This window comes from Vibrio superstes (assembly GCF_003569005.1).
GTDB lineage: Bacteria > Pseudomonadota > Gammaproteobacteria > Enterobacterales > Vibrionaceae > Vibrio > Vibrio superstes.
In genome coordinates this window covers 2,406,808-2,427,173 of sequence record NZ_BCUR01000004.1, presented here as the reverse complement: position 1 = coordinate 2,427,173, position 20,366 = coordinate 2,406,808, and the positions used below count along the sequence as shown (strand labels likewise).

At 45.8% G+C, this 20,366-nt stretch carries 16 protein-coding genes; 11 read left to right on the top strand and 5 right to left on the bottom strand.

Annotated elements, in window-relative coordinates:
• Nucleotides 1-139 precede the first annotated feature (139 nt).
• The 7 genes from dnaK (at nucleotide 140) to D5I41_RS19000 (ending at nucleotide 7,802) form a co-directional block, all read left to right on the top strand.
• Nucleotides 140-2,056: a molecular chaperone DnaK gene (gene dnaK / locus D5I41_RS19030; RefSeq protein WP_119011152.1), complete on the top strand. Its 1,917-nt coding sequence runs from the start codon at nucleotides 140-142 to the stop codon at nucleotides 2,054-2,056.
• 266 nt (nucleotides 2,057-2,322) lie between these two features.
• Nucleotides 2,323-3,465: a molecular chaperone DnaJ gene (gene dnaJ / locus D5I41_RS19025; protein ID WP_119011151.1), complete on the top strand. Its 1,143-nt coding sequence runs from the start codon at nucleotides 2,323-2,325 to the stop codon at nucleotides 3,463-3,465.
• A gap of 159 nt (nucleotides 3,466-3,624) precedes the next feature.
• Nucleotides 3,625-4,131, top strand: coding sequence for a hypothetical protein (locus tag D5I41_RS19020; RefSeq protein ID WP_119011150.1), 507 nt, complete (start codon nucleotides 3,625-3,627; stop codon nucleotides 4,129-4,131).
• Complete coding sequence (locus D5I41_RS19015) at nucleotides 4,125-4,691, top strand: hypothetical protein (protein WP_119011149.1); 567 nt, start codon at nucleotides 4,125-4,127, stop codon at nucleotides 4,689-4,691. The genes D5I41_RS19020 and D5I41_RS19015 overlap by 7 nt, the downstream gene beginning before the upstream one ends.
• On the top strand, nucleotides 4,672-5,571 hold the full coding sequence (locus D5I41_RS19010) for a hypothetical protein (protein ID WP_235868950.1): 900 nt from the start codon (nucleotides 4,672-4,674) through the stop codon (nucleotides 5,569-5,571). The genes D5I41_RS19015 and D5I41_RS19010 overlap by 20 nt, the downstream gene beginning before the upstream one ends.
• Before the next feature lie 28 nt (nucleotides 5,572-5,599).
• Nucleotides 5,600-5,950: a hypothetical protein gene (locus D5I41_RS19005; protein WP_119011148.1), complete on the top strand. Its 351-nt coding sequence runs from the start codon at nucleotides 5,600-5,602 to the stop codon at nucleotides 5,948-5,950.
• A 295-nt stretch (nucleotides 5,951-6,245) separates the two neighbouring features.
• Complete coding sequence (locus tag D5I41_RS19000; protein WP_119011147.1) at nucleotides 6,246-7,802, top strand: AbgT family transporter; 1,557 nt, start codon at nucleotides 6,246-6,248, stop codon at nucleotides 7,800-7,802.
• Between the two features lie 65 nt (nucleotides 7,803-7,867).
• Here the strand turns inward: D5I41_RS19000 and fghA are convergent, their stop codons facing one another.
• Together fghA and D5I41_RS18990 are read right to left on the bottom strand one after the other, a co-directional pair.
• Nucleotides 7,868-8,704 (bottom strand): S-formylglutathione hydrolase, encoded by an 837-nt coding sequence (gene fghA / locus D5I41_RS18995; protein WP_119011146.1) that lies wholly within the window; start codon nucleotides 8,702-8,704, stop codon nucleotides 7,868-7,870.
• Between the two features lie 63 nt (nucleotides 8,705-8,767).
• A complete protein-coding gene (locus D5I41_RS18990) occupies nucleotides 8,768-9,898 on the bottom strand; it encodes an S-(hydroxymethyl)glutathione dehydrogenase/class III alcohol dehydrogenase (RefSeq protein ID WP_119011145.1) in 1,131 nt (376 codons plus the stop codon).
• Nucleotides 9,899-10,016: 118 nt separating this feature from the next.
• Between D5I41_RS18990 and D5I41_RS18985 the strand changes: the two genes are divergently transcribed.
• Nucleotides 10,017-10,907 (top strand): LysR substrate-binding domain-containing protein, encoded by an 891-nt coding sequence (locus D5I41_RS18985; protein ID WP_119011144.1) that lies wholly within the window; start codon nucleotides 10,017-10,019, stop codon nucleotides 10,905-10,907.
• A gap of 15 nt (nucleotides 10,908-10,922) precedes the next feature.
• Nucleotides 10,923-11,453 carry a tRNA adenosine(34) deaminase TadA gene (gene tadA, locus D5I41_RS18980; protein ID WP_119011143.1) on the top strand — a complete coding sequence of 177 codons (531 nt, stop codon included), beginning with the start codon at nucleotides 10,923-10,925 and terminating at the stop codon, nucleotides 11,451-11,453.
• 45 nt (nucleotides 11,454-11,498) lie between these two features.
• Here the strand turns inward: tadA and D5I41_RS21535 are convergent, their stop codons facing one another.
• Together D5I41_RS21535 and mltF are read right to left on the bottom strand one after the other, a co-directional pair.
• A complete protein-coding gene (locus tag D5I41_RS21535; protein ID WP_257744107.1) occupies nucleotides 11,499-11,633 on the bottom strand; it encodes a hypothetical protein in 135 nt (44 codons plus the stop codon).
• A 173-nt stretch (nucleotides 11,634-11,806) separates the two neighbouring features.
• Nucleotides 11,807-13,300 (bottom strand): membrane-bound lytic murein transglycosylase MltF, encoded by a 1,494-nt coding sequence (mltF, locus tag D5I41_RS18975; protein ID WP_119011142.1) that lies wholly within the window; start codon nucleotides 13,298-13,300, stop codon nucleotides 11,807-11,809.
• Nucleotides 13,301-13,628: 328 nt separating this feature from the next.
• Between mltF and purL the strand changes: the two genes are divergently transcribed.
• Both purL and D5I41_RS18965 read left to right on the top strand, forming a co-directional pair.
• On the top strand, nucleotides 13,629-17,522 hold the full coding sequence (purL, locus tag D5I41_RS18970) for a phosphoribosylformylglycinamidine synthase (protein ID WP_119011141.1): 3,894 nt from the start codon (nucleotides 13,629-13,631) through the stop codon (nucleotides 17,520-17,522).
• A gap of 327 nt (nucleotides 17,523-17,849) precedes the next feature.
• Complete coding sequence (locus tag D5I41_RS18965) at nucleotides 17,850-18,386, top strand: DUF3332 family protein (RefSeq protein ID WP_119011140.1); 537 nt, start codon at nucleotides 17,850-17,852, stop codon at nucleotides 18,384-18,386.
• 66 nt (nucleotides 18,387-18,452) lie between these two features.
• Here the strand turns inward: D5I41_RS18965 and D5I41_RS18960 are convergent, their stop codons facing one another.
• Nucleotides 18,453-19,925 (bottom strand): aminoacyl-histidine dipeptidase, encoded by a 1,473-nt coding sequence (locus D5I41_RS18960; protein WP_119011139.1) that lies wholly within the window; start codon nucleotides 19,923-19,925, stop codon nucleotides 18,453-18,455.
• Between the last annotated feature and the right edge of the window lie 441 nt (nucleotides 19,926-20,366).

Here is a 20,366-nt window from a genome sequence, read left to right as displayed (position 1 = left end):
ACCCTATCTATGGTGCAGAGCAATTAAACATAAGCTAACTGCTACTAACTAATTTGTAGCTTGGGGTTGAAACCAAGCTAAGCATCCCCACTTATGGGGTAGTAAAGAAACAAATAATCAAATTTTTGGAGATAGCCTGATGGGTAAAATCATTGGTATTGACTTAGGTACAACTAATTCATGCGTTTCAGTTCTAGACGGTGAAAAACCACGCGTAATCGAGAACGCGGAAGGTGAGCGCACAACCGCATCTGTAATCGCATACACAGACGGCGAGACTTTGGTTGGTCAGCCTGCTAAACGTCAAGCAGTAACCAACCCAGAAAACACGCTATTTGCAATCAAGCGTCTAATTGGTCGTCGTTTTGAAGACGAAGAAGTTCAGCGTGACATCGAAATCATGCCTTACAAAATTGTTAAGGCTGACAACGGCGATGCATGGGTAGAAGCGAAAGGCCAAAAAATGGCTGCTCCTCAAGTATCTGCTGAAGTTCTTAAGAAAATGAAGAAGACTGCAGAAGACTTCCTTGGTGAAGAAGTAACTGGTGCTGTAATCACAGTTCCTGCTTACTTTAACGATGCACAGCGTCAAGCAACTAAAGATGCGGGTCGTATCGCAGGTCTTGAAGTTAAGCGTATCATCAACGAACCAACAGCTGCTGCTCTAGCATACGGTCTAGACAAGTCTGGTGGCGATCGCACTATCGCAGTTTACGACCTTGGTGGTGGTACATTCGATATCTCTATCATCGAAATCGATGAAGTTGAAGGCGAGAAGACCTTTGAAGTTCTAGCAACTAACGGTGACACTCACCTTGGTGGTGAAGACTTCGATAACCGCATGATCAACTACTTGGTTGACGAGTTCAAAAAAGAACAAGGCATCGACCTTAAAGCTGATCCTCTAGCAATGCAACGTGTTAAAGAAGCAGCAGAAAAAGCGAAAATCGAGCTTTCTTCTACTACCCAAACTGACGTAAACCTACCTTACGTTACTGCTGATGCAACTGGTCCTAAGCACATGAACGTTAAAGTAACGCGTGCGAAGCTAGAAGCTCTAGTTGAAGACCTAGTTCAACGTTCTCTTGAGCCACTTAAAGTTGCTCTAGCGGATGCTGACTTATCTGTAGGCGAAATCACTGACGTAATCCTAGTAGGTGGTCAGACTCGTATGCCTATGGTTCAAGCTAAGGTAACTGAGTTCTTCGGCAAAGAGCCACGTAAAGACGTTAACCCTGACGAAGCAGTAGCAATGGGTGCTGCAGTTCAAGGTGGTGTACTTGCGGGCGACGTAACTGACGTACTTCTACTTGACGTAACTCCACTGTCTCTAGGTATCGAGACTATGGGTGGCGTAATGACTAAGCTAGTTGAGAAGAACACGACTATTCCAACTAAAGCGAACCAAGTTTTCTCTACAGCAGAAGACAACCAGAACGCGGTAACTATCCACGTTCTTCAAGGTGAGCGTAAGCAAGCGTCTTACAACAAATCTCTAGGTCAATTTAACCTAGAAGGTATCCAAGCTGCACCACGTGGTATGCCTCAAATCGAAGTAACCTTCGACCTTGATGCGGATGGTATCCTGCACGTTTCTGCGAAAGACAAGCAGACTAACAAAGAGCAGAAGATCACTATCCAAGCGTCTGGCGGTCTAAGCGACGACGATATCGAGAAAATGGTACAAGAAGCAGAAGCTAACAAAGAAGCGGACAAAAAGTTCGAAGAGTTAGTGACTACTCGTAACCAAGCTGACCAAATGATCCACGGTACTCGTAAGCAAATCGAAGAAGCGGGCGACGCACTTCCTGCTGAAGAGAAAACTAAGATCGAAGCAGCTATCACTGAGCTAGAAGAAGTTAAGTCTGGTGATGACAAAGAAGCTATCGACGCTAAAGTTCAAGCGCTAATGACTGCGGCTCAAAAGCTAATGGAAATTGCTCAACAGCAAGCTCAAGCACAGCAAGCACAAGGTGCTGACGCTGACCAACAACAGTCTCAAGATGACGATGTTGTTGATGCTGAGTTTGAAGAAGTGAAAGACGAGAAGAAGTAATTCTCGACACTATAGCGAGTGAATTCACGATGAATGTTATGCGTTCTATGGATAACTCGCTTTAGTTTAGAAAATAACTTTTTCTATTCTAACAGTAGCTTATGGGCGTTTAGGGAAACCTTAACGCCCTTCTGTTTGTAATAATAGCTGTCGCTATAGATGATATTTTTAGAAGCTAGAAGCTAGAAGCTAGAACCTCCATCTATATCGATATAAACCATTAAGCGGTTTTGCCGCTTGCAGTAAATAATTTGGTGACGAAACACATGTCTAAACGTGATCTTTACGAAGTACTGGGCGTAAGCCGAGACGCTTCTGAGCGTGATATCAAGAAAGCATACAAACGCCTTGCGATGAAATTCCATCCGGATCGCAACCAAGGTGACGATGGCGCAGCTGAGAAGTTTAAAGAGGTTAAAGAGGCGTACGAGGTCCTTACTGACTCTCAAAAACGTGCTGCCTACGATCAGTATGGTCATGCAGCCTTTGAACAAGGTGGCATGGGCGGCGGTGGCTTTGGTGGCGGCGGTGCTGATTTTGGCGACATCTTCGGTGATGTGTTTGGTGATATCTTTGGTGGCGGCCGTCGTGGCGGTGGTCAACAGCGCGCACAACGTGGTGCTGACCTACGATACAACATGGAACTGACCCTTGAAGAAGCGGTTCGTGGTTGCTCAAAAGAGATCGAAGTTCCTACGCTAGTAGGCTGTGAAGTGTGTGATGGTTCGGGCGCGAAGAAAGGTTCTTCTGCTCAGACGTGTGGCACCTGTCATGGTCATGGTCAGGTTCAAATGCGCCAGGGCTTCTTTGCTGTTCAGCAAGCTTGTCCTACTTGTCACGGTAAAGGCAAGATCATTAAAGACCCTTGTGACTCGTGTCATGGTGAAGGTCGTATACACAAAACTAAATCACTTAACGTTAAGATCCCAGCTGGCGTAGATACGGGCGATCGCATCCGTCTATCAGGCGAGGGTGAGGCTGGTGAACACGGCGCTCCTGCGGGCGATCTGTATGTTCAAGTGCACGTTAAAGAGCACCATATCTTTGAACGTGATGGCAGCAACTTATATTGTGAAGTACCGGTTAGCTTCACTATGGCCGCTCTGGGTGGCGAAGTAGAAGTTCCAACTCTAGACGGACGTGTAAGCCTGAAGGTTCCTGCTGAAACGCAAACGGGCCGTATGTTCCGTATGCGTAGCAAGGGTGTGAAAGGCGTTCGTGGCGGTCCACAAGGTGACTTGATCGTGAAGCTAGTTGTTGAGACGCCAGTTAAGCTGAACTCTCGTCAGAAAGAATTGCTTAAAGAGTTTGAAGAGTCTTGTGGCGGCGAAGCAGCTAACAAGCATAAGCCAAAGTCTGAAGGCTTCTTCGACGGCGTTAAAAAATTCTTTGATGACCTAACCAGCTAAGTGTTGATTAGCGTTTGATTTGTAAAGGCCAACCTAGTGTTGGCCTTTTTTGTACCAGCACCAGTACCAGTACCAGGACAAGTATGAGTTTTTGCGTCTTATCCCCTAAGGTTTTTTTGCCAGATTTACCTTCGTTGTAGAGGCAACTAGTGTTCGGTAATGAACACGACAATCAAGAGCATTAAGGGTTACTCTCTTATCGAGGTATTGGTGTGTTGTTTGTTACTCGGGATAACAGGCCAGTGGATAGTTAGCCCAGTTAAACAGCAACTTGATAATCTCAAGATGAAGCGCGCGGTAGCTCAAGTTCATACCGCTTTTATTGCTGGGCGAGATGGCGCCTATGGGATGAAAAAGGACTTATGGCTTCATATTCAATCAACACCAAGCAATAGCTATATCGCCCTCCATGCAGACGCCGATGCGCGCACCGCATCTTCGATATTCAGTAAGGCGATTAACCCTCAGATCCTCTCCGATGTTTTTCTAAGCTCGACCACAACAGTACTGCGATTTTCAGGCATAACCGGCAGGCCATCGGGCAATGGCAATATCAGTGTTTGGCTAGAAGCTGAGAGCAAGGTTAAAGTGATTTACCATGACATTACTGGAAGAATCAGGATTTGCGCTGCCGGTGAACGTACTTATGGCTATAGCTCATGCTGAGGGCGCAAAGCGGTTTATCACTGCTTGAGTTGCTCCTCGGGCTTGGCCTGTCCAGTTTGTTATTGCTCTCTTCTTCTAGCTTATTTGTGCATCAGCAACAGTTGTTGTCACAGCAAATTAAGCGCACGCAACTGCTCATCGCCAGCCATCATCTAGCCACTTACCTAAGAGGTGAAATCAGAAGGGCAGGGTACGCACAATCCTCTGGCATTGAGATACAAGAATCAAAAATTGCTTTGGGTTACAAAGATGACACAGGAGAGTATCGCCGAGTATCAATTTGGCGAGATGCTTTACAGTACAAACTCAAGTATTGCGCTGACTCTCACGCATCCGAATTGCCCTTGCTCGATACCTGTTCCAACACCATCAACTTTTCGATGTTGAACGACAAGCTTTTATCTATGAGGGGTTTTGAGGTTAGCAAGGCTTCCGATGGAGTAAGTTTGCTGCGCATTGACTATGCCATAGGGCTAAAAGGAGAGTCTCCTAAAGCCAATTTTATCTATGTGGCATCACGTAACCTGCCAGTGGAAGTCGATGGCGATGCATCACAGTAGAGGGTATGCACTATTTGTGGTGCTAGTTATTCTATTTGTAATGGGGTTTATTGCTTTAGATAATTCTCGCTATTTGACAGATTCAATTAAGTGGCAAGCACACCTGCACCACAAGCGGCTGGACCTCGATTGGCAACTCGAGTCAGCCATCAATTGCTTGGCTATACATACCGTCTCGCTACACACTCTTCCAACTGCGCAATGCGTGCAAGACGACAACACTAACTTGTTGGTTGAAGCCCAAGAGACGAAGAACCAATTTAAGCTTCAAGCAGACCAAGGGAGCATAGCGAGTAGCGCTTTAATGAAGCTTGGGGAGATGGAACATGATGTGGCAATTGCCTCAAACCACGCTTTACCCCAGGGCGTATTCGGGTCTTCGATACTTGTTGAACCATCGGTGGTTTCGCATTTCTTTGGATATACAGATCTCAACTTCTTAAAACCGCGTTGGGGGGAAGAAATTGAAGTGACTACAAAGCAGGCCTGCGGTGATTACCTTTTACTGAAAAGTGCGAATGGTGGTCGCAGTTTTGTCATTAGTGGCCATTGCTCTATTAGCGCTTATCACTGGGATCAATTAACCGTTTTATCCTCAAATGAGCCTTTTTCTCTATTGTTTGTTGACGGCGACTTGGCCTTTTCAGGCAGTCAAACGCTACAGGGAATCATTACAATCTGGCACTCTGAGGAGGAAAGCTATGAGGTGAGTATTGTTGCAAATCCAAAGATTGAAGGGGGATTACTGTTAAAGCTTTCAGCGCCGATTTTGCTTGAGCAAGGCGGCTTAGAGGTTGTGGAAAATGAAGCTCATCTTATGGCGTCTAGATTTAGGTTTGCTAAGCGAGAATGGCTCAAAGGCAGTTGGCGTGATTTCTAAGTGTTCTTTCAGGGAGCGGGGAGCTTCCATGCTTGAGGTGTTGCTATCAGTCACCTTGGTGTCATTGCTGTCGCTGAATTTGATTCAAGGTGGTGTGTACTTGCAAAGAGAGTCGAAGCATGCAGAGCAATCCTTACTCGTACTGCATCATATGGAAAACTATTTGGAGTACGCCCGCATTATGACCATCACAGGCACTGAGATTGAACCTCAGTGGCAAGGGTTAGAAGAGCCCACTATTGATATGACGCTCTCTAGTAGTAAACAAACATCATCTCTGGGGGTATCGGGCACTAAGCTAGAGGTTGCTGCTAGTTGGGTAAACCCATGGGGTCAGCTTGAATCTGTTGTTATATCCACTTGGGTAGCATTTTATTAACTCACCATTAACTGACTGCCATCAAATGTTGCAGAGAGTAATAATCAACAATATGAATACATAAAGTATCGTCTAGGTAACCGCACAGTTGCGTTTGTGGGTTAATTGTAGATTTGCGTGTAATGGGGTTATTTTGCACTTGTTAACTGAGTGCAAAATAAGCGCCAGATACCTCATTTTGCAAACTTAGATTCTGTTTTTTCGCATTAGTTTGGGTAAAATGTGCGCCCTAATAAAAATAATACCAATTTTTTAGCATTTTACATTTTTGTAAAAGTCACAGAGCGGTAATCTAATGAGCAACCAAGCAGCAAACACAGCACCTAAACAAGGTGGCATGGATCGCTTCTTAAACCTGATAGAAAAAGCAGGTAATAAGATCCCAGATCCAGCTATCTTATTCTTTTGGGCATTAATCATAGTTTGGGTATTTTCAGCCCTACTTTCTAATGTCTCGTTTGACCTAATCAACCCACGCACCGGTGATCCTCTTGAGATTACAAACCTATTAACCGGTGAAGCGTTGGCTCACTTCCTTGCTAACATGGTAACGACCTTCACAGGCTTTGCTCCTTTAGGTATCGTTCTAGTTGCAATGCTAGGTGTTGGTGTAGCAGATTCTTCTGGCTTCATCACCACTGGTCTAAAGAAGATGTTGAGCTTTACGCCAGCGAAACTTCTTACTCCAATGCTTATCTTGGTTGCTATCGTGTCTCACACGGCTGCTGATGCTGGCTACGTATTGGTTATCCCACTAGGTGGTATCATCTTCCACGCTGCTGGGCGTCACCCACTTGCGGGTATTGCAGCTGCGTTTGCTGGTGTATCTGGTGGTTTCTCTGCGAACTTTATCCCTTCTGGTATTGACCCGCTTCTAGCTGGCTTTACTCAGACTGCGGCAAACGTTCTAGACCCTGAGTACATTGTTAACCCACTAGCAAACATCTACTTCACTGGCCTATCTTCAGTGTTGATTGTTGCTATCGGTTGGTTTGTTACTGAACGCATCATTGAACCACGCCTAAACGCAACTACTAAAGTAGATGAAGATGCTGAAGAAGCACCTGACCTAGGCTCAATGACTGAACTAGAAGCCAAAGCATTCAAATATGCTGGTTGGTCAATGATTGCTGGTATTGCTTTGCTTGTCGCTGCAGTCATGCCTGAGAACTCTGCACTACGTTCTCCTGAAGGCGAGATCACAGCGTTCTCTGCACCTATCATGCAGTCTATCGTTCCATTGATCTTCATCTTATTTATCATCCCTGGCATCGTATATGGCCGAGTGGTAGGTAAGTTCAAGAGCAGCAATGACGTTATCAAATCTATGTCTGACACCATGAACACTATGGGTGCGTACATGGTAATGTCATTCTTCTGTGCTCAGTTCCTAGTGGCGTTTGGCCAATCAAACATCGGTACTATGCTAGCGCTATACGGTGCTGAAGGTCTGAAGGCGATGAACCTTCCTGGTGAAGCGACAGTAGTGGGCATGATTCTACTAACAGCATTTGTGAACCTTCTTGTAGGTTCTGCATCGGCTAAGTGGGCACTGATTGGTCCTATCCTAGTTCCAATGTTGATGGCGGTGGGTATCTCTCCTGAGCTATCTCAGGCTGCATACCGTGTGGGTGATTCTGTATCTAACATCATATCTCCACTAATGGTGTTCTTCCCTCTAGTTGTGGTTTACTGCCAACGCTATGTTAAGAACACAGGTATCGGTACTCTAGCTTCTCTAATGATGCCATTCTCAATCGCAATGCTGATTGGTTGGACTATCTTCTTGCTAGCTTACTGGGCTCTTGGTATCCCACTTGGTATCCAAGCACCTTACACTTACACTATGTAAGTGACTTATAGATAAAAGAAAAGCCCGCCTATTTAGGCGGGCTTTGTTGTTTTTGCGAGTTTGATTTATAGGTGTTTAGCGTGGAAGGCTAGATGATCGTCGATAAAGCTCGAGATAAAGAAATAGCTATGGTCATAGCCTGCTTGCATACGAAGCTCAAAGTCCAGTTTCTGTTGAGCGGCCACATCAATAAGGTGGTTAGGCTTCAGCTGCTCTTCTAAGAAACCATCAGCATCACCTTGGTCAACAAGAATTGGTAACTGACAGCCGTGCTTTGCCAGCAACTTACACGCATCATAGTCTTGCCATTGCGTTTGATCATTACCGAGATAGTTTGAGAGCGCTTTGATGCCCCAAGGGCACTCTGTCGGGTTAGTAATAGGACTAAACGCTGAGATTGATTGGTATTTGTCTTGGTTTTTCAGCCCTATAGTCAAGGCGCCATGACCGCCCATGCTGTGTCCTGAAATTGCTTTTTTATGGGTGACTGAAAACTGCGACTCAATTAAGGCTGGCAGTTCATCAACCACATAGGAGTACATCTGATAGTGTGCTTTCCAAGGCGCCTCGGTGGCGTTTAAGTAAAACCCTGCTCCTAGTCCGAAGTCATAGGCTTTATCACTATCATCAGGCACTGAGTCACCTCTAGGGCTAGTGTCGGGAGCGACGATAGCGATACCCAACTCAGCTGCCTTGCGAAAGGCACCAGCTTTTTGCATGAAATTTTCATCGGTGCAGGTGAGTCCTGATAGCCAGTAGAGCACAGGTACGGGGTGTTGATTAACCTGAGGGGGTAAGAAGATGGCAAAGGTCATTTCACATTGTGTAGAGCTGGATTGATGAGTAAATCGTTGATGTAACCCACCAAAGACTTTAGTTTCACTGATTTTGTTGATGCTCATAAAGGATTCCCAAAAATAAAAAAGCGACGCTACATCTTGGATATAGCGTCGCTGTTACTGCTGTTATTTATCGAAATGGATAACCGTTCGAATGCTTTCACCTCGGTGCATTAGGTCAAAGGCTTCGTTGATGTCCTTAAGGCCCATGGTGTGGGTGATGAACTCTTGCAGGCCAAACTCGCCAGCCATATAGCGATTTACAATCTCAGGCAGTTCAGAACGGCCTTTAACACCACCAAATGCACTGCCGCGCCATACGCGCCCAGTGACTAACTGGAACGGACGAGTTGAGATCTCTTGCCCTGCACCTGCAACACCAATGATAACGGATTCGCCCCAACCCTTGTGACAACACTCAAGGGCAGAACGCATTACATCGACATTACCAATACACTCAAATGAATACTCAACACCGCCATCAGTCATCTCAACGATCACTTCTTGGATTGGCTTATCGTAATCTTTAGGGTTAATGCAGTCGGTAGCGCCTAGTTGCTTCGCTAGCTCAAACTTACTTTCGTTGATATCAACGCCGATGATGCGATTCGCTCCAGCCATTTTTGCGCCAATAATCGCCGAAAGACCGATACCGCCAAGACCAAAGATAGCCACGTTATCGCCTTCTTCTACCTTGGCTGTATTCAATACCGCACCCATACCTGTGGTAACCCCACAGCCTAGCAAGCAAACCTCTTCAAGAGGGGCATCTTTGTTCACTTTTGCCAAAGATATCTCAGGCAGTACTGTGTACTCAGAGAAGGTAGAACAACCCATATAGTGATAGATAGGCTGACCATCTTTGTAGAAGCGCGTTGTGCCATCTGGCATCAAACCCTTACCTTGGGTTTCGCGTACCGCTTGGCATAGGTTCGTCTTACCTGATTTACAGAACTTACACTCGCCACATTCTGCGGTATAAAGAGGAATTACATGATCACCTACTGATACACTGGTGACGCCTTCGCCGACCATTTCTACAACACCGCCACCCTCATGACCGAGAATCGACGGGAAGATACCCTCTGGATCTTCGCCCGATAAAGTAAATGCATCGGTATGACATACGCCGGTTGCGATGATCTTTACCAGAACCTCGCCTTTTCTAGGCAACATTACATCCACTTCTTCCATAGTCAGTGGTTGGTTTGGTCCCCAAGCAACAGCTGCGCGTGATTTGATAAATTGGTCGGTCATAGTGATTTCCTATTGGCGAAAGAGTTAGTTAAAACTTTAGACTATGAGAACGATTATATTGTTTCTTTTATGATGATAAACTAGGCTTTTTGAAAATCACTTTTACGCAGGTGTAATAATGAGTCAGTGGGAAGGCATTGAAGAGTTCGTTGCTGTGGCGGATAGTGAAAGCTTCACTAAGGCGGCTCTCGCGCTTGATACCTCTGTTGCTCAGATCAGCCGACGATTATCCGCTTTAGAAGCTCGATTAGGTGTTAAGTTGGTGCATAGAACAACACGCAGAGTGTCGGTGACTGATGTTGGGCTAGGGTATGCTGAGCATTGCCGTATGCTACTCGATGGGCTTGCAGAAGCAGAGAGAGAGGTCACTGAATCTCACTCTTTGCCTATCGGCCGTTTGCGAATCACGGCACCTACTACTTATGGTGAATCGGTGATAGCCCCCTTGCTGATGGAGTTTATTGCGCTTTATCCTCAGCTCGAGCTGGATTTGCAGTTGAGTAACGATAGGCTAGACCTCATCGCTGACAAATTTGATATAGCGATTCGTATTGGCGAGCTGCCAGACTCGAGTCTCATTGCAAGGAAGCTCTCAGAGCGTCAGCAATATGTGTGCGCAAGCCCTGGCTATATTGCTGAACAAGGAGAAGTGCTGCATCCTTCTCAGTTAGCTGACTGTGATTGCCTGTTGAGCTCCTCATCTACCTGGCGTTTTCTGGAAAATAACAAAAAGCTCAACCTTACGATGAGAGGGAGCTTTCGATGCAATAGCGGAAATGTCCTTACTGCGGCTGCTTTGCAAGGGAAAGGTGTAGTTCAGCTTCCTGACTTCTATGTGGCATCGCATATAGAAAATAACTATTTAATAGAACTGCTCCCTGATTATCGCTGCGAGCGAGAGCCTATCTGGGCGCTGTATCCGCAAAACCGTCATCTTTCACCTAAAGTAAAAATGGCAATTGAATTCTTGAGCGTGAAACTGGCTCAGGGTACATTGCCCTCAAATTAATTCGTAGGCCTTGATATGAGCGAAACAAACACTCCATCCTTTTCTGAGCAAGACCATCATTATATGCAGCGTGCTATAGAGCTTGCACAAAATGCAGAAGATGAAGGCGAGGTTCCGGTAGGGGCGGTTTTGGTTAGAGATAATGAAATCATTGCTGAAGGTTGGAACCGTTGTATCGGTGCTCACGATGCAACCGCTCATGCTGAGATTCAGGTACTGCGAAAGGCTGGTGAGGCTTTGCAAAATTATCGACTGCTTGATACGACCTTGTACGTCACTCTCGAGCCTTGCCCTATGTGTGCAGGTGCCTTATTACACAGTCGGGTAAAGCGTATTGTGTTTGGTGCGCAGGATCTCAAGGCTGGGGCCGCAGGTACGGTGCTTGACTTATTTGAAAGCCAAGCGGCTTATCACTATGCCACGGTTGAATCGGGCTTGATGGAAGTAGAATGCAGAGAGCAATTGCAGGCGTTCTTTAAAAGGCGCAGGAAAGAGCAGAAAGAATTAAAGCGTTTGAGAAGAGAGGCTGAGCAGAAGGGGAATTAGGCAAACATTCAACTTTGTTGCGCCAAATGTTTGCTTTCAGTTTTACTACAACGCTAACGTTACGTAAGAACGGTTTCGCCAAAGAAGCTTCTTCTTGTTATTGGCTAGCATACGCTTACGACGGTTAGCTGAAACAGTGCTATTCGATAATTTTTTAGATAGCTTTCTTTTAAGTTTCAACGAACAATCTCCTATGAACTTCATGTAAGCAAACAATCACTGTCGTTTCGTTGTTTGCACTACACATATATAGAACATGATTGTTACTATAATATGAAACTAAACATAGGATCTAGATCGCAAATAAACGCAAACGATTGTTCAGTTGAATTTAATTTGTGAGCCATCTCTCCCTATTCCTCGGTGGCGGGTTCGCTTTCATCGCTGAGTGTTTCTGAAGCCTCAGACCTTGCAGGCTCTAGGGCTTCTATCACCATCAAGTCATCGGTGTCTGTTTCTACATTGGCGTTGTCACGCTGATCAATATGCCCAATGATGCTTTGATAGTAACGACGAATATTTTCCACATAATTGAGAGCCTCATCACCACGGGCATAGCCGTAGCGTGTGTACTCGTAGTAACCCTTTTTGCGAAGTAGGGGTAGGCGCGTTTTCACATCGCTCCACAGGTCAGGATCGGCACCTTGCGCTTTGGTTATGCGTCTTGCATCCATTACGTGCCCATAGCCAACATTGTAAGAGGCTAAAGCAAACCAGATCTTTTCGTGTTGATTGATACTGTCGGGAATGCGATTAACGATCTTTCTCAAGTAATCAGCACCGCCTCGTATCGATTGTTCAGGGTCAAGGCGATCGGTGACACCTACACTTTTTGCGGTGGGTAGGGTCAACATCATCATGCCACGCACGCCTGTCGGGGATTTTGCATCTGGATTCCAATGCGACTCTTGATAAGCAAGGGCGGCGATTAATCGCCAATCAAACTCGCCGGCATACTTTTGAAATAGAGGTTCCCATTTAGGTAGTTTACTGTCTAAGGCGCGTACAAACGCGCGAGTATCGACATAATCAAAGTCTTCGATATGCCCAAAGTACTTCTCCTCTATTAGCTGTAATTGACCATTTTGTTGAATGTCACCAAAGAACTCTAAAACCAGAGCATAAAGGCTTTCGTCTGCGCCCCTGCGCAAGAACCAAGACGTAGGCTGGTCTTCTGTCAATTCAAATGCGAGTGCGATATTAGGGTAGATACGTTGAGTAATCGAAAGCTCGATAGAGTCGGCGACAGTAAATAAGCGCTCGCCCTTAGAGACCTGCTTGAGTAAGTCATTGAGGTCATAGCTATTGGTGACATCATACTTAAGTTCAGGGTTTTCCTTGGCGATGTCTTGTAAGGTTTGCTCAAAGTGTGAGCCTTTCACTACAGTGATGGACTCATTGCTATCGACCAGCTGTTCGAGATTCCTTGGGCGCCAAGTCCCCTTTTTATAGACAACTTGCTGGCTCACATAGTAGTAAGCAGGTCCCGCTCTAAAGGCTTTAACTCGGTTAGGAGCTTGAGTAAGGCCAGCGGCAACAATGTCGACCTCGCCATTTTTTAATGCAGGGAATAGCTCAGAGAGGCGATAGGCTGGTTTGATTTCCAGACGAACGCCCAGTTGCTTAGCAAACTCTGACGCCAACTCATACTCTAAGCCGGTGGGGCCATCAGGGCCGATATAATAGGAAAGTTGATTGTTTAGCGTTCCAACGCGCAGTACACCTCGGTCTTTGATCTGTTGCAGTTCGTTCTTAGTATCGGTTTCGTACTGACAACCAGTGACAAAAAGTAAGGCTATGAACGAGGCCATTAGCAGGGAGAATTTAGTTAACACTGACGTGCGCATTGTACGGGACAACTCCGAATAATAAGGGGGATTTTTTTTAACGCTTCGTCCTTTATATCAAACCCCTTATCACCGGGGAAGTGAAACTAGAATCATGAGCAAACAGTGTTCGCATCTGAGGCTTTTACCTCACGATGTATACGTTAGAGTTACCTTGACGCAAAAATTTGCGCAAACGGTTGCTTTTTGTGTTACTTCACAAAAAGATTTGCTTTATAATACGCCCGAAACAACCTAGGTAATATTGAAATAAAGATAGATAATTTAATTAAGTTATTGTTTTTATTTGAATATTATCTTTAATCCATCATCAAAGAGACCTAAGCACATGAGAATTTTGCGTGGCTCCCCAGCTCTTTCTGAGTTTCGTGTACAAAAACTACTAGAACTTTGCCGTGAACAAGACCTGCCAGTAACAGGTATTTATGCTGAGTTTATGCATTTTGCAGACGTGAGTGCAGAACTTGACGCGTCAGAGGCAGAGAAGCTTGAAAAGCTGCTTACTTATGGTCCAACGATCGAAGAGCATGAACCACAAGGCACTTTAGTGCTTGTGACTCCTCGCCCAGGCACTATCTCTCCTTGGTCATCTAAGTCGACAGATATTGCTCATAACTGTGGCTTGGGCAAGGTTAAGCGTCTAGAGCGTGGTACTGCTTACTATGTTGAAACATCTGTTGCTTTGGATGAAGCACAAACCAAGGCTGTAAAGGCATTGGTACATGACCGCATGATGGAAGTGGTCTTTGGTGAGATGGAACAAGCTGCGGCACTATTCACTGTTGCAGAGCCGGCGCCGCATACCGTTGTCGATGTACTAGCCGGCGGCCGTAAAGCCCTAGAAGACGCCAATGTAAACTTGGGTCTTGCGCTAGCGGAAGATGAAATTGATTATCTAGTCGATAGCTTTAATACACTAGGTCGTAACCCTAACGACATTGAACTGATGATGTTTGCTCAAGCAAACTCTGAGCACTGTCGTCATAAGATCTTCAATGCAGATTGGACAATTGACGGCGTGGCTCAAGACAAGTCGCTGTTCAAGATGATCAAGAACACCATGGAAGTGACTCCTGACCACGTACTGTCTGCATATAAAGACAACGCAGCGGTTATGGAAGGCTCTAAAGTCGGTCGTTTCTTCCCGAACCCAGAGACACGTCAGTACTCTTATAATCATGAAGATGCACACATCTTGATGAAGGTTGAAACCCATAACCACCCAACAGCAATCTCTCCTTGGCCCGGTGCTTCAACCGGTTCGGGTGGTGAGATTCGTGATGAAGGCGCGACCGGTATTGGTGGTAAGCCAAAAGCGGGTCTAGTGGGCTTCACAACCTCAAACCTACGTATTCCAGGTTTCGAGCAGCCATGGGAAACGGACTTTGGTAAGCCAGGCCGTATCGTTACTGCTTTAGACATCATGACTGAAGGACCACTAGGTGGCGCAGCATTCAACAACGAATTTGGTCGTCCAAACCTATTGGGTTACTTCCGTACTTACGAAGAAAAAGTAACCTCTCACGCGGGTGAAGAAATCCGCGGTTACCACAAGCCAATTATGATTGCTGGTGGTATGGGTAATATTCGTGACGAGCACGTTCAAAAGAAAGAAATCCCTGTAGGCGCTAAGCTAATCGTACTTGGCGGCCCTGCGATGAACATCGGCCTTGGTGGCGGTGCAGCTTCTTCAATGGCGTCTGGTCAGTCTGCAGAAGACCTAGATTTTGCCTCTGTTCAGCGTGAAAACCCTGAAATGGAGCGTCGCTGTCAAGAAGTGATCGACCGTTGTTGGCAGCTTGGCGATGACAACCCTATTGCCTTTATCCACGATGTGGGTGCTGGCGGTATCTCGAACGCACTACCTGAACTAGTCGACGATGGCGAGCGTGGTGGTAAATTCCAACTGCGTGACGTGCCAAACGATGAGCCGGGCATGAGCCCACTAGAGATCTGGTGTAACGAATCTCAAGAGCGCTATGTAATGGCAGTTGCGGATGAGAACATGGCAGCGTTTGACGCCATCTGTAAGCGTGAACGTGCACCGTATGCGGTTGTCGGTATTGCTACTGAAGAGCGCCAGCTAACACTAGAAGATTCTCACTTCGATAACACGCCGATCGATATGCCAATGGACATCTTGTTAGGTAAAACACCTAAGATGCACCGTGACGCGCAAACGCTGAAGGTTGAAAGTCCAGCAATCAATCGCGATGGTATCGAACTAAACGAAGCGGTTGATCGCGTACTTCGCCTACCAACGGTGGCTGAGAAAACTTTCCTAATCACCATTGGTGACCGCAGTGTAACGGGCCTAGTCGCTCGCGACCAAATGGTTGGCCCTTGGCAGGTACCCGTTGCGAACTGTGCTGTGACTGCAGCGAGCTACGACACTTACCACGGCGAGTCTATGTCGATGGGTGAGCGTACTCCAGTAGCATTGCTAGACTTTGGCGCTTCAGCTCGTTTAGCGGTTGGTGAGTCTCTCACTAACATCGCGGGTACTGACATTGGCGATATCAAACGTATTAAGCTTTCTGCAAACTGGATGTCTCCAGCGGGTCATCCTGGTGAAGATGCTGGCCTTTATGAAGCAGTGAAGGCTGTGGGTGAAGAGTTATGTCCGGCACTAGGCCTGACTATCCCTGTGGGTAAAGACTCTATGTCGATGAAGACTAAGTGGAACGAGAACGGCGAAGACAAAGAAGTGACTTCTCCACTTTCACTGGTTATTACGGCATTTGGTCGCGTAGAAGATGTGCGCAAGACGGTCACTCCGCAGCTTCGCACTGATAAAGGCGAGTCTAGCCTTGTCCTTGTTGACCTTGGTAATGGCAAGAACCGCATGGGTGCAACAGCACTGGCACAGGTTTACAAGCAGTTGGGTGATAAGCCTGCTGATGTGGATAACGCAGAGCAGCTAAAAGGCTTCTTTGACGCGATGCAAACCCTAGTGCGCGATGACAAACTGGTTGCTTACCACGATAAAGGCGATGGCGGTCTATTTGTTACCCTTGCTGAGATGGCGTTTGCTGGTCACTGTGGCGTGAAGGCTGACATCTCTGAGCTAGGCGAAGACACACTAGCGACACTCTTCAACGAAGAATTAGGTGCGGTTGTTCAGGTTAAGAACGAAGACCTTGAGCAAGTGCGTGCAGTATTGGCAGCAAATGATCTAGAAGCATGTTCACATGTTATCGGCAGTGTCGAAGCGAGCGACAGCTTTGAAATCTTTGCTAACGGCAGTGCAATCATAGAGCGCTCTCGTATCGAACTACGTACTATCTGGGCTGAAACGACGCATAAGATGCAAGCGCTACGTGATAACCCTGCTTGTGCAGACCAAGAGTTTGAAGCGAAGAAAGACAACTCTGACCCAGGTCTAAACGTAGACCTAACCTTCGATGTACGTGAAGACGTAGCAGCACCATACATTGCAACAGGTGTGAAGCCTAAGATGGCTATCTTACGTGAGCAAGGTGTCAACTCTCATGTAGAAATGGCTGCGGCATTTGATCGTGCAGGCTTCGATTCTGTTGATATCCATATGAGCGATATCTTAACAGGCCAAGCGGTACTAGAAGAGTACCAAGGTCTTGTGGCTTGTGGTGGCTTCTCTTACGGTGATGTTCTAGGCGCTGGTGAAGGTTGGGCTAAGTCAGTACTGTTTAACTCAGCAGCACGCGACCAATTTGAAGGTTTCTTCAACCGCGAAGATACCTTCTCCCTAGGTGTGTGCAATGGGTGTCAGATGCTGTCTAACCTTAAAGAACTGATCCCTGGCGCTGACCTTTGGCCTCGATTCGTACGCAATGAATCTGAGCGCTTTGAGGCTCGCTTTAGCCTGGTTGAGGTTCAAAAGTCTGACTCTGTATTCTTTGATGGTATGGCTGGCTCTCGTATGCCTATCGCCGTATCTCACGGTGAAGGTCGAGTTGAAGTGAAAGATTCAGCTCACCTGAATGCGATTGAGAACTCAGGCACGGTTGCACTGCGTTACGTAGACAATAACGGTAATGCGACTCAGCAGTACCCGAACAACCCGAACGGTTCACCAAATGCCATTACAGGTCTAACTACAGCAGATGGTCGTGTGACTATTATGATGCCTCACCCAGAGCGTGTATTTAGAACTGTAGCTAATTCTTGGGCTCCAGAGTCTTGGGGCGAAGATTCGGCTTGGATGCGCATGTTCCGCAACGTTCGTAAGAATATCGGCTAAAACACTAATTAGTCTTATTTATGTACAGAAGCGACCCTTTGAGGTCGCTTTTTTTATGTTTGAATTTATAGGGTTAGCACTTCTTGAGTGATTTGTTGCATTTGTTTTAATCTTGTTGTTGTTTCTATTGAATCTTTAAATGTATTCATCTAACCTTTTGATGTTGATTGTAAATATTGGTGATAACTATGATTCTTATGTCAGGAAGGCAGAATTGACACTAAAGTTACAATCAAGTTCAATTTATTTATTGTAAACAATTGAAAATCGGCTATTTTAAATAAGCAGATCACCTTTTTCATTATAAAAACTTGAAGGATTCATAGCATGAAAAAATTTGGCTTAAAGGCAGTGGGGTTAGCAGTTGTTGCTGCTTCGTTAAGTGGTTGTATTGGTTCGAATGCTGTTACTGGCTACGTAATGAAGTTCAACCTTGAAGTAGTTGATAACCGTTATGCTCGTGGTGGCGTGAACATGCTTCTTGCGCCTGTGTACGCGCTGACTGTTGCGGTGGATGCCTTGATCTTTAACTCCATCGAATTCTGGGCAGGTAAAAACCCAATCAATGGTAAGCCACACATCTTCGATACAAAAACGAAGACTATGTACAACATGAACGAAGATTTAGACCCTTCTCTGACGGAAGCTCCTCTAGACCCAATTTCCATGCGTCAGGTTGAATCATCTACATTCGAAGCAATTGATGCAAATACGATTCAAATGAACGTAACCTACAACAATGGCGACAAGGCATTGATCATGGGTGTACGTGACGGCGAAAAAGTTAGCTACTACTACAACGGTGAGCTAATGTCTGAAACTACGCTTTCTCAACTTGAAGAACTAGCAGCAACTAAAGCATAACGCTTTGTTCGAGACATAAGAAAGCCGAGCTAAATGCTCGGCTTTTTAGTACTTGAAACAGAAAACTTATGCTTTCTCAGGGATATGCTTAAGTAGGTTCACCATCTGTTCCCAGAACAAATCCACAGTGTCGATTTTCACTTTCTCATCAGGAGAGTGAGGGAATTTAATGGTTGGGCCAAACGACACCATATCCATGTTTGGATAAGGCTTCTTAAATAAACCACACTCAAGACCGGCATGAATCACCATAATGTTGGGTTTGTGACCATACACTTCTTGGTACATGTCTCGGAAGATAGCCATGATTTCTGAATCTGCATCAGGCTTCCAACCAGGGTACGCACCAGAAAATGCGATCTTAGCACCGGACAGTGTAGCAACTGACGTCAGCATGCTTTCCACTTGGCTACGACCAGAGTCGATAAGAGAGCGAATCAAGCAAAGCGCCGTCACTTTATCTTGCTCTGTAGTAATCACACCAAGGTTAAGAGAGGTCTCCACTACGCCTTCAATGGCATCACTCATTCGAATCACGCCATTTGGGCATGCGTTAAGTGCAGCAATGAATGATTGCTGGCTTTGAGTTGAGAAAACACCGAATTGAGCTTGTGCATCTTCCACAAAGGTCACCAGATTCGTTTCAACAGCGCCTAACTCGGCTTTAAGCATGTCAGTGTAAGCTGCGTACATATCTTCAAGTTTAGCTACATTTGCTTGTGGCAGGGCAAGGGTAACTGAGCCTTCACGAGGGATGGCATTGCGCAGGCTACCACCGGTAAAATCAATCAGTCTCAGTTCTAGCTCTTCGGCATGGCCGGCAAGAAAACGAGCCAGCAACTTGTTTGCATTGCCACGACCAGTGTGAATATCACAGCCAGAATGGCCGCCTTTCAAGCCCTTCAAGATCAGTTTTTTAGCCACAGAGTCTTGCGGAGCATCTTCACGCTCGATAGCGAACTCAAGGCTAGAGTCGATGCCACCGGCACAACCCATGTACACTTCGCCTTCTTGCTCAGAGTCCGTATTAAGAAGGATGTCTCCTTCAAGCCAACCCTGCTGTAAACCGAAAGCACCGGTCATGCCCGCTTCTTCATCAATGGTCAGCAGTACTTCAATTGGGCCATGAGCAATATCGTTTGATGCAAGAACAGCAAGGCATGACGCCATACCAATACCATTATCTGCACCTAGTGTCGTGCCCGTTGCCGTTACCCATTCGCCATCGATATACGGAAGGATCGGGTCGGTAGTAAAGTCATGAATGGTATCTTCATTCTTCTGAGGAACCATGTCGATGTGCGCTTGTAACACAACACCTTTCTTATTTTCCATACCAGGAGTTGCAGGCTTTTTGATGAAAAGGTTGCCTACAGCATCTTCTTTAACTTCTAATTCTTGCTCTTTAGCCCAGGCAACAATGTGATCGGCCAACGCTTGTTCATGCTTAGATGGATGAGGGATAGAACAGATCTTATCGAAGAATGGCCAGATTGGATTTTGAGTTTGTTGAGTGATCTCGCTGAGAAATTGGGACATGTAATACTCCTTCATGCATACAGATAGCAACTAAGTACTCAATTCGGCCTCGAGTAGGCCGACGAATTGTGGGCAGGATATCACTGTGAAGTAGGGTTGGACAGGCAAACTCGTAACTGTTGAGTAAGTTTTATTATCATTTGTGACGCGATAGTGAAGCAATTGAGGTTAAGTTATTTATTTTACGTGTGAAATTAAATTACCAAAACAGGTCGTAAAATAGCCTGTTTTGGATTTTTACGCCCTCACCCAAGAAAAATACTTGTAATTAAATTACAGGATCGGTAATATTAACCCTGTCGATACAGACTACCCTTCTATGAGCCACCCCGCTCATCATTTTGTCTGTATCTATGCTGAATTAAAGTACTAATTTGTTGATTTTTAACTAATTAGTCTTGGGATTTTAGATGGGTACGTCGATGGCTTGTCAGCTAAAGA

Coding starts and splice junctions, on each gene's coding strand:
- D5I41_RS19020 (WP_119011150.1), top strand. CDS start 3,625: ATGAACACGACAATCAAGAGCATTAAGGGTTACTCTCTTATCGAGGTA.
- D5I41_RS19000 (WP_119011147.1), top strand. CDS start 6,246: ATGAGCAACCAAGCAGCAAACACAGCACCTAAACAAGGTGGCATGGAT.
- purL (WP_119011141.1), top strand. CDS start 13,629: ATGAGAATTTTGCGTGGCTCCCCAGCTCTTTCTGAGTTTCGTGTACAA.
- dnaJ (WP_119011151.1), top strand. CDS start 2,323: ATGTCTAAACGTGATCTTTACGAAGTACTGGGCGTAAGCCGAGACGCT.
- D5I41_RS18965 (WP_119011140.1), top strand. CDS start 17,850: ATGAAAAAATTTGGCTTAAAGGCAGTGGGGTTAGCAGTTGTTGCTGCT.
- mltF (WP_119011142.1), bottom strand. CDS start 13,300: ATGCGCACGTCAGTGTTAACTAAATTCTCCCTGCTAATGGCCTCGTTC.
- D5I41_RS18985 (WP_119011144.1), top strand. CDS start 10,017: ATGAGTCAGTGGGAAGGCATTGAAGAGTTCGTTGCTGTGGCGGATAGT.
- D5I41_RS18990 (WP_119011145.1), bottom strand. CDS start 9,898: ATGACCGACCAATTTATCAAATCACGCGCAGCTGTTGCTTGGGGACCA.
- tadA (WP_119011143.1), top strand. CDS start 10,923: ATGAGCGAAACAAACACTCCATCCTTTTCTGAGCAAGACCATCATTAT.
- D5I41_RS19005 (WP_119011148.1), top strand. CDS start 5,600: ATGCTTGAGGTGTTGCTATCAGTCACCTTGGTGTCATTGCTGTCGCTG.
- D5I41_RS19010 (WP_235868950.1), top strand. CDS start 4,672: ATGGCGATGCATCACAGTAGAGGGTATGCACTATTTGTGGTGCTAGTT.
- D5I41_RS19015 (WP_119011149.1), top strand. CDS start 4,125: ATGCTGAGGGCGCAAAGCGGTTTATCACTGCTTGAGTTGCTCCTCGGG.
- fghA (WP_119011146.1), bottom strand. CDS start 8,704: ATGAGCATCAACAAAATCAGTGAAACTAAAGTCTTTGGTGGGTTACAT.
- D5I41_RS18960 (WP_119011139.1), bottom strand. CDS start 19,925: ATGTCCCAATTTCTCAGCGAGATCACTCAACAAACTCAAAATCCAATC.
- dnaK (WP_119011152.1), top strand. CDS start 140: ATGGGTAAAATCATTGGTATTGACTTAGGTACAACTAATTCATGCGTT.